Genomic DNA, 9945 nt, shown 5'->3' with positions numbered 1-9945 from the left:
TTCTTCGATACTTTGCCGTTCTTCTTGGCCTTTACTTCTTTCTTGGCTTTGGCAGCTTTCTCTTTCTTCTCTTTTTCCTTTGCTTCTTTTGCCCACAGTTTGATATTCTCGCGGATCACCTTCCAGTAATCTTTACCATAGTCGACAAGAATTTCTGAGCCTGCCGGTATATCACGGATCGAAACGATAAAGGCGCGTACATCTTCTGTTTCGTAATCGCAGTTGTTCTTCAGGCCTTTTACCTTGGTTAGTCCGTTAGCATCATTCGCATAGCGGGCCAATACTTTGGGTGTAGGCAGCGCGTTTATTACGTGCGAGCGCTTTACGTAAAAGATATAGCCATTGCGGCCATCTTCGTCTTTTACATCTTTCCAGGTAGAGACTATACCTTTGTATTCAATAATGCGTTCACCCTTGGGTATAAATTTCTTGGTGAATAAACCTTTGCCAGCGTTCGGTATCGTTGACTTCTTAACGTAAAGTTGTTTTTCGAGCAGTGCCATTCAGTATAGATATATGTAGTAAAAAAGTGCGTGAAGATAAAAGAAATCGCATTCCAAAAAAATCTTCCGGACACCAGCGGTAAAGCAAGAGTACGTTTAGCAGCACGAGAGAAGAATATGCGGGCCGCTATAAACAAAGGCTACATGCGTTTCAGCGAGAATCTATAGCGGTTAGCCAACGGGTTATAGCTCAAAAAACTATGCCCATTCAATAGCCGTGACTACGTTTGCAAATAAAAAGGCTTGCTGCTAATCACTAGCAGCAAGCCACACAACCAGATTACATTGGCAAACCTGAACGTTACTTTGCCCCGTGGATCTTCATTAAAAAAATCCTGTTCAGGTTATTTTGTAAGCAAACCATCTACGGTAACCGATACATAGTACAGTCCTCCTATGGTAGGACCAGCTGCATATTGGATATAGCGATGATTGAAAAGATTAGTACCACCTAATTTAACGGTTGATTTCAGCGAAGGCAGGCGATAGCTCACCTGAGCATCTACAGTACTATAGGCTGGGATAGTTCCGTTGGCCAGCGGGCTCTCCCACAGGAACGACTGTTGCCATCTCCACACGATGTTAAAGCCGAGGTTGGTAATTACTTCACGGTTACCGAATGAAATATTAGTAGACCATTTTGGAGTATTAAATCCGGTTACGAACACATCCTTCTCCTTGTTCTTCGAAATGTTGTTATAGTTTACTATACCGCCTACCGTAAATTTCTTATAGAAGTTATAGGTTATACCGAGCGATGATCCATAGTTTCTGTATTTCTGCTTTGCGTTGGTATATACCCGATAGCGCATCTGGCGTGGTGTACGGTTAGCAGCCAGCATAGAGATTACAGCATCGTCTGTACCTACCTGTACTTGTTTGGTAGGGTCAGGATATTTACCGGTAGCATCTGCCAGGTAAGGCACTGCTACTTCCACCTGTCCGAGGAAACCGTCATACACATTCGTATACGCATCGATGTCTATTACAAGTGTATTGCTCAACAACACGCTCTTATACCCGACTTCGTAAGAGTTGATTTTTTCAGGGCGTGTAGGAGAAAGGTTTGTTGCTTCGAGCAGTCCTCTGTTCTTGAGCGCAGCATCGTTGGCAGAAAGTCCGTTCTTAACATCTGTATTTACCGCAGCATTGAATGTGTTGATCGATGCCAGGGTATAGGAGTTATCGAGGTAATTCAGACCATCGTTAATATAGGAGAGACCACCGACACGTCTGATGTTACCATTATTTACGAACGAGAGCGCTTCGAAAAGTGAAGGGAAGCGGAAGCCATTCTGGAACGATGCGCGGATGTTATGCTTATCAGCCAAAGTATATACAGCAGCGATACGCGGGTTGATCTTCGGACTGAACTCCAGGTTATGATCGAGACGAACGGAACCGAATATCTTCAATTTCTCCTGGAAGAATGTTTTGGTAGCCTGTGTAAAGAAACCATACTTGGTATAGTATACATAGTTACCAAAGCTTCCGTCATCCTCCGGCTGGTTGCGTTCTGCTACCGGGCGCGAGAAGTCTACAAAGTTATTGCCATCCGGAATGATCTGGTATATACGCAGGTCAGCACCTACCAGCAGATCGAATATCTTCACTTTCTTGGAGAGGTCCCACTGTGCATCGGTATGATACATGCGGCTCATCTGGTGAAGCTTGGCACCACCGGAAGATGTACCGGTAGGCACCGCGCTGATATGGTCCCAGTTATTAATACTGTTGATCACATTTTTCATAGAATCGAAACGATAGGTGCCGGGTTCATAACGACCCTGATCGGCCGAAGCACGCGCCAGTCGCATAGCTTCTTCCAGGCTCACACCGGAATTCAATTCACTCTGTAGTGTAGACTTGAATTTATCGCGCCATGCGTTGTTGGAAAGGTGTGAGAGATCGAGGTTATCGGCAAGTGGCTTCAGGTTGTACGAGTCACCGGTATTTTCCAGTGATACATACGAGCGTATAAAATAGTTAGCGCCTTTCAATTCCAGTTTGTGGTTCTGCACCACTGTACCATTCAATTGTATCTTGTTACCACGCTGAAACAATCCGTCCAGTGTACCATATCGATACGAGTATGAAAGCTCTGCGTTGCTGCCGATCTTATAGTGAAGTGATGCATCTATTTTAAAGTTATCGACTTTACCAGGCACGAGATCTTTTTCCCAATAGCCGGTTCTTCTTACTACGAAAGATTGATTCGCCACACCGTTGTAATTGATGCCGCTTACTGTAACAGCATTACTTCCGCTGTCATCGCCATATTTATTCCATGCATCGTATGCCGGATGATCCGCTACATTTAATTCAGGATACGCTGGATTACCCGTACCCGGTGTTTGATTCGGGTTCTGATCAGTAGTAGTATTTCCTCTCCAGTCAGTAGCGCGCAGGTAACTTGCATTTACCTTGAACGCAAATTTATTGTGGAATGCTTTTGCATAGCGGATCGCGCTTTCGCTCAATACACTTGGGTTGTAATCTATACCATCTACATGGTTCACACCTGTTTTCTGATAGAGGCTTAATCCCTGGTATTGAAAAGGACTCTTCGTGGTGAGGTTAGCCATACCGTTGATCGCGTTCATACCATAGAGCGCAGACGCTGCACCGGGGGTAATCTCTACGCTTTCTATATCCAGTTCAGTGGGGCCGATGGCATTACCGAGTGGTACACCCAAGGTAGCGGCCTGCATATCTACACCATCCACCAACTGCATAAAGCGAAAGTTGTTCGGAATGTTGAAGCCGCGTGTGTTCGGTACTTTAAAGGTTATACTTGATGTAGTCATCTGTACACCTTTCACATTTTCCAATGCATCGTAAAAGCTGGGTGCAGGTGTTTCGCGTATAGCGCGTATATCCAGTTTTTCTATCGCTACCGGTGATTTGAGTTGTGACTCTTCCACACGCGATGCTGTGATCACTACTTCTTCACCGAGTAATGCACTTGGATTCAGATTTATATTGATAGACTGATCAACCGATGTAACGCTGATCTCTTCTGTTCTATAGCCTACAAACGATGCTACTATAGTCACCGGTAATTGTTTTACGGATACAGAGAAATTACCGCTGCCATCCGTTACTGTGCCGAGTACAGTTCCTTTCACAGCTACATTTACTCCGGGGAGAGCTTCCTGTGTTTCGCCATCGATAATTTTTCCGCGTATAGCATTCTGTGCATAGGCAGCAGAGCCAACGGAAACGAGTAGTAATAACAAGAAGAATTGGTGGTAATAGTTCTTCATAGCGTGGGGTATAATAAGTCTATAGTTTTAGTGGATTTTTGACAAAAGTAGGACTATTCCCTATTAAGTCAATAGAGTTACCATTATTTTGTAAGAAAAAAATATACCTAACTTCTATTAGGCTAACAGCCGACAGTGGTTGCTAAAAGCGCGTATACATGCTGCGTTTAAGCACATCAGGCAAGAAACTTACGCACATGCCGGTTAAACAACACAGGTTGCTCCATCATTGGTACATGACCACAATGATCCAGGAAAACAACCGAAGACAATGGTAGATGCCGATGAAATTCCAGTGCTACCTCCGGAGGAGTGATTACATCCTGCAGTCCCCAGATGAGTAGTGTAGGAGTATATATATCGCTTAGCTGGCCCGTGATGTTATGGCGTTGTGCTGCACGCGCCAGCCCGATAATACTGAGCGTGTTGCTGCGGCTTTGCACGGTATCATATACTTCGTCTACCAGTTCTTTGGTTACTACTTCCTGTTTATAAAATGTGCTGGCTACTTTTTCTTTTATATAGTCGTAGTCTTTTACCCGTGGAAATGTACCGCCAAACGAATTTTCAAATATACCCGAGCTGCCGGCCAGCACCAGCCGGTATACCCGTGATGGATGCTGCCACGCATAAAGTAAAGCTATATGCCCACCGAGTGAGTTACCCATAATAGTAACTTTGCTGAACCCGTGATGATCCACGAAGTCTGCTATATAATTGGTGAGATCGTTTAATCGTTCGCGCGATACCGGTGAAGAATATAACGGAAGTCGCGGCACGAGCACGCGGTGTGTAGTGGAAAACTCATCCACCACCCGGCTCCAGTTGCTCAGGTTGCCAAAGAGGCCGTGCAGTAATAGCATCGGTTCTCCTTCGCCAGTATCAATAAGAGGTGTGTAGTCTAACATATTGTTATAAGTATATAGTTTAAAAAAATGATAGGTAAATCGACCGGATTGATAGTCAACCCGGTCTTGGTATAATTTGCTATAATGTATAGGCGCGTACAGTGAGCAGCAATAAGATTACCACCAGCTCTATTCCGATCAAGATATATTCCCGCTTTAATACGTTCATGGTTGTAGTGTGTAAGTATATAAATGGTAACGTTGTGTGTATGGCTAGTTAGAGGCAACCTGAGTTTTTTGTGTCGATTCGTTTTGGTTGCGCGGAGCTATAGCGCTTATCTTAAATGCTGATGCGGCAATTACTTTTTGTTCTGCCAGCGTTTTGTTTTCAAGCTCCAGGAAACCGAGTGTATGGTTAAAGCGTTGTCCCTTTGCCAGCACCCAGTTCAGAAATATACCGGCAGCAGCATTGGGTGAGCTCTTGCTGAAAATAAAATTTACCCGCTCGGTAACAAAGCGTGCGTGGTTGGTTTTCTCTATATAACGGATCACATCGTCTACCGAGCTATAGATATTTTCATTCTTGTCGGTTTTGCCGTTTTCATTTAAGTCCAGCGGAATTACAGCAAGACCATCTGCAACCTTGCGGGTGTTGAGATCATAAACAAAGCCGAGGTTGTTGAAGGATATACCATATATATCTTCGCGCACGGCATTGGCCAGATCTTTATCATCTCCCTGCACGCCATTGCCTTGCAGTGTAGCTGCATCGTTACCATAATGTTTGGCAAAAGTTTTAGCTGCGCATGCGGGCTTCTCGCGGGTATAGCGTGTTATAGGCGATGCGGCCTGTGCTGAGCCAAACAGATCGGGCGTAGCCGGAGAGAAGTATAGCGACTGAATATCTTTTTCCGTTAGCCCCTTCGCCTGCACTGCAACCAGGTCAGGACGTTTGCTATTGGCAACCGGCAGCTGCACATAGCGTGCTATAGCCACACCTTCGCGATTTCCTTCGTAATCTTTTTCAGTGAGTGCATAGGCAGCAATAGTAAAATCTATACTATCGGCCGGAGCCTGTGGAGCGATCGATACTTTTATACCGGGATATTCTTTACTGAAAGCTTCGATCCACGCATTTACCAACGGGTAGGTGAGGCGCGTGCCGCGGAGCTTCACGATACCTTGTGTTTGTTGTGCCGACACTAACGATCCGGTTAGCAGCAGCACCAGCAGTATATATGTTTTTTTCATAATGTATGTTTGTATGTGTTCTGTGTTTAGTATATAGTTTCTGTCAGTATATGTATTTCCCCTGTGTATAAGCTTCTGCCAGCTTCTTCAGTTTCTCCACTATATCCGGATGTTCGCGGGCGACATTCTTTTGTTCGGCAGGATCACTCTCCAGGTCGAACAATGATCCGGGTGCTGCAGCATCGCCTGTATTTATACCGGGGAATTGATTAGCTCTTGCCTGTTCGTATGGTGCGAGCAGCGTAACACCATCAGGACTACGCGGATCAACCCAGGCAGAGTCTGAAGGAAGTGTAGCGGACTGTGGCGAGTTGATGTGCAGTTTCCATTTACCGCTGCGTACGGTTTGAAGTTTATCGGTATAAAAAGAGAAGAGCGCTGTATGTGGTGTTCTGGCATTGGATGTGAGCAGGGCCGATATATCACGCCCATCCAGTGTGCGGTCTTTCGGTATAGATAGTCCGGCCAGTACCGCTACCGTTGGAAAGATGTCGATAACACCAGCAGGCTCGTTACTGACATGCCCGGGCTTGATATGATTTTTCCAGCGTGCAAGGAAAGGTACACGTATACCACCTTCCCAGTTTTGCGACTTCATACCGCGCAGTCCACCGGAGCTTCCGCCAAACCATGGTCCGTTGTCGGACACAAAAATTACCAGTGTATTTTCATCGAGTTTGGTTTCATCCAGTTTTTTCAAAACTTCTCCTACCGACCAATCGAGTTCGCGCACAGCATCGGCATACAGATCACCTTTTGTTTCTGGTGTATAAAATTCTTCTGATACAGCCATCGGCTTATGCGGCATAGCATGCGGCAGGTATAAGAAGAACGGTTCGTTCTGATGTTTGTCTATAAATGCCAGTGCCGATTGTGTATAGCGTTTGGTAAGCGTGGTTTGTACTACCGGATATTCTATTATAGTTTCATTTTCCATGAGAATGACCGGCCGCATATCGTTGGAGTAGGGTATACCCAGGTATTCATCAAACCCGTGTCGCGTAGGGAAGAATGGAGGCTTGTGCCCCAGGTGCCACTTACCTATAATTTTGGTAGCATAGCCTTGTGATTTAAAAAGCTCGCTCAACAAAAGCTGATCGTCTGCTATACCTATATTATCGCCACCGCGATAGGTCTGGTAATTGTTCTGTACTTTCTCCGGGTTGGGATTGGCCGTAATGCCGTGCCGCACCGGATATAGCCCGGTGAGTAAAGATGCACGTGTAGGAGCACAATACGGTGTAGGCGCATAGAAGTGTGTAAGCTTTGCGCCTTCCATTGCAAGCCGGTCTATATTGGGTGTTTTCCATTGCTGCTGACCGTAGCTTGATAAGTCGCCATAGCCCAGATCGTCGGCCAGTATAACAATAACATTAGGCTTGCGTTTGATCGCGGTCTTATCAACCGTCTGCGAAAAGGCGCTTACCCCTACCGTTGTAAAGGCAATGGCAGTAATGATATAATATATTCTCTTCATGTATGGTGGATATATATAGTTTGATCAATAGGTTTTTACGATCGTCTCTGCCAATTCAATCTCCAATGCTTTTCGTATAGTAATGGCAGCGTCTTGCAGTATTTGTGGATTGGTAGTAGTAGCATCATCGGTTGGCATGTGGTGCAGCGGGTGTCCATAGGCTATCCCGAAAAATCGTTTATAGCCATGGGCTGCTACTACAGCTAATTCGCCCAATGCTTCGTTCCTGATCTTCCAGCGTTTTCCGGGTTGATCGCGAAAAGCCTGGTCGATCGTATGCTCCAGGTTTTCGCTATACATGATGTTTCGTTTGGGATCAACCGTTGATAACTTCTTCAACGTGCCGTCTTCTTTTTTCCAGTCAACGGTAGCGATGCCCGCTCCGAGGTGCAGCCACAGGTATACATCTTCCGGTTTGGGCGCCTTCTCTATAAATACATGCGCTCCGAGATTGTTCAACTCATGCCCGGAGTTGGCTGTAAAAAGAAATGTATATTGATTCTTCTGTTGCACAGCCCATGCTGCCAGTGCATTGAAGATGGCTATACCTGGTCCGCGTTCTCCGCCACAGGTAAACCAGCCGCTGATGGGCGTAGATATAATTATATATTTATTGCCCGTACCAATGGTGCCCGTTACACTCCTCGCTTCTGTTTCGCGAAGTGTACCGTTTACTTGCAGCGATACTTGCCTGCGTGCACACGCTGCCTGTATGAAGACGAGCGAATCTTTAGGGGCCACTACTACCACGGGAACTTTCCATGGCTGCAGATTTTCAGAAGTATTATAGGCTACCATTTCGCCTATATCATTTTTGGCAATGGCTACTATACCTGATGCACCGGCTGCTATAATAGGCTCGAGTAAACTGATGATCTGCTTGTTGGTTTGCCCTCCGGGGGGAATGCGCACCAGCACAATCTTGCTGGTATATAATTCAAAGTCGCCATAGAGCGGATCTACTATAACTCCGTTTATGTTGGCTGATGCCTGCTGTACCGGCCACAAGGGAAACGCGGGTATAGATGTATCATTTATACTGACATGCGCATCTTTCAGAAAGAATTGTTTTACCGGAAATGTAGTATAGGAAGTTTTGAAGCCCAGCGCATCGAGTTTCTTTTTGATCCACGCAGAAGTTTTCAGATCACCCTCTGAAGCAGTGCGGTGTATGCCGAAGGAAACATACTTTTTTACATCGGCCTATAGCTGATCTCCCGTGAAGGGATCGTTGGCAGATTGCGCATAGGCAGTACGGAAAGCCAGCAATATTATAGCGGCAACCCGGTATATGCGGGTGATTGGAAATAAAGAGTATATTTTCATGGCGTTTGTATAAATGTGTCTACTCGGCATAGCTGGAGCGTAGCTTTACTCCCCAGCGTCCGTTTTCTTTGGTTACTATATATAGCGACTCGTAGGTGCCGATCTTTGTGCCGTCTTCTTTGTAGCGCGAGAACTGCGTATCTACATGCACCTTGGTATCGGAAGCCTGCACGATGTTCCGGTGATCCCACACACTGTGATGCCACCCGACCTGCTTCAGTGGTGTAAATACTTTGGCAGGATCGCGCAAGCCTGCTTTATCCAATACCGACATGGTACCACTTGCCAATCGATAATGCGGAAAGTGATAAGTCTTCTCCCATGCTGCCAGATCATTTGCATTGAAGGTTGCCATATACTCGTCAAGAACCTGCAGCACTTCTGCTTTTACAGTAGGGTCTATATCGTGCGAGCCGCGCTCGTTACTGGTACTCACAATGGTAAAGGCTGTGAGACTGACACACCCTAATAGTAACAGGGTATATATAGTTTGTTTTGATCTCATGGTGATTTATAGTTCAGGTTTTATGTTCAGTGTTCATGTTTCATGTTAAGGTGCCTTTTACTTTCCGCTTTTCACTTTCTACCTTCAGATAAACAAAGCCACAGGAGAGGGGCTGTGGCGTTTGTTGCTTTTACTTCATGACGGATAAAACTATATATCGCTAGGTGAGTCCCAGTTTTGATTCAGCTATAGCAGGTTCTTCACTTCTCACAGTTATAGGGGCAACTGCCGGTATAGGATCATCCTGCACCATGGGCCCGTTGGCAGAAAGCTCACTGCCTTCTTTCTTCGATTTGAAAATGGGCCATATGAATTGTGCATACCATTCTTCTTCCTGGTAATGTTTCAATCCATAGCCGCTCGGATATTTACGCGTGATGATGCCTGTACCAAAAATGATATCCCACAGGAAAAACATATTGCCGAAGTTTCCTTTATAGTGCCCCACGCCATCATCGTTGGAGTCTGCATGATGTGCGTGATGCGTAGCAGGTGTGGAGATGAGTCGCTCCAATACCCAGGCGATCGGGTTGAGCCATTTCTTTTCGTAGAAAGGTTTGTCCCACGGTATACTGGAATGTGCCAAGGTAGTGATAATGGATTTTATACCTTTTACAAACAGGGCCGGGTAGCCGAGACCTAAATATACCAGCGTGGTAGTAAGATAGGTTTGTGAGAAGAATATAGTATAAATGATATTCTGCCGGCTCGCCATGGCCATGCCCATATAGGGAGCTGAGTGATGCGTACGATGAAAACGCCACAGGAA

The 9945-nt window shown here is 45.6% G+C and carries 8 protein-coding genes; all 8 read right to left on the bottom strand.

The annotated features are described in order from the left end of the window. A partial coding sequence (locus tag VIN08_RS16210; protein WP_331967165.1) for an SET domain-containing protein occupies positions 1-503 on the bottom strand: 503 nt, incomplete at its 3' end. Between the two features lie 344 nt (positions 504-847). Continuing rightward, entirely contained in the window at positions 848-3769 is a 2922-nt protein-coding gene (locus VIN08_RS16205; RefSeq protein ID WP_331967164.1) for a TonB-dependent receptor, read from the bottom strand. A 176-nt stretch (positions 3770-3945) separates the two neighbouring features. Further along, positions 3946-4677 (bottom strand): alpha/beta fold hydrolase, encoded by a 732-nt coding sequence (locus VIN08_RS16200; RefSeq protein WP_331967162.1) that lies wholly within the window; start codon positions 4675-4677, stop codon positions 3946-3948. 213 nt (positions 4678-4890) lie between these two features. After that, positions 4891-5868, bottom strand: coding sequence for a hypothetical protein (locus tag VIN08_RS16195; RefSeq protein ID WP_331967160.1), 978 nt, complete (start codon positions 5866-5868; stop codon positions 4891-4893). Between the two features lie 43 nt (positions 5869-5911). Continuing rightward, complete coding sequence (locus VIN08_RS16190) at positions 5912-7345, bottom strand: sulfatase (protein WP_331967159.1); 1434 nt, start codon at positions 7343-7345, stop codon at positions 5912-5914. Between the two features lie 24 nt (positions 7346-7369). Beyond that, positions 7370-8353 carry a hypothetical protein gene (locus VIN08_RS16185; RefSeq protein ID WP_331967157.1) on the bottom strand — a complete coding sequence of 328 codons (984 nt, stop codon included), beginning with the start codon at positions 8351-8353 and terminating at the stop codon, positions 7370-7372. Positions 8354-8690: 337 nt separating this feature from the next. Continuing rightward, the gene (locus tag VIN08_RS16180) at positions 8691-9176 is read right to left on the bottom strand and encodes a hypothetical protein (protein WP_331967156.1); all 486 of its coding nucleotides are present in this window, start codon (positions 9174-9176) and stop codon (positions 8691-8693) included. Between the two features lie 160 nt (positions 9177-9336). After that, positions 9337-9945 (bottom strand): sterol desaturase family protein (locus VIN08_RS16175; protein ID WP_331967154.1); only part of this gene is annotated, 609 nt, incomplete at its 5' end.

The organism is Ohtaekwangia sp., from assembly GCF_036568665.1.
Classification (GTDB): domain Bacteria; phylum Bacteroidota; class Bacteroidia; order Cytophagales; family Cyclobacteriaceae; genus Ohtaekwangia.
Note: the sequence above shows the minus strand (reverse complement) of the source record. Positions and strands in the feature narration are given on the sequence as shown.

Coding starts and splice junctions, on each gene's coding strand:
- VIN08_RS16205 (WP_331967164.1), bottom strand. CDS start 3,769: ATGAAGAACTATTACCACCAATTCTTCTTGTTATTACTACTCGTTTCC.
- VIN08_RS16200 (WP_331967162.1), bottom strand. CDS start 4,677: ATGTTAGACTACACACCTCTTATTGATACTGGCGAAGGAGAACCGATG.
- VIN08_RS16195 (WP_331967160.1), bottom strand. CDS start 5,868: ATGAAAAAAACATATATACTGCTGGTGCTGCTGCTAACCGGATCGTTA.
- VIN08_RS16190 (WP_331967159.1), bottom strand. CDS start 7,345: ATGAAGAGAATATATTATATCATTACTGCCATTGCCTTTACAACGGTA.
- VIN08_RS16180 (WP_331967156.1), bottom strand. CDS start 9,176: ATGAGATCAAAACAAACTATATATACCCTGTTACTATTAGGGTGTGTC.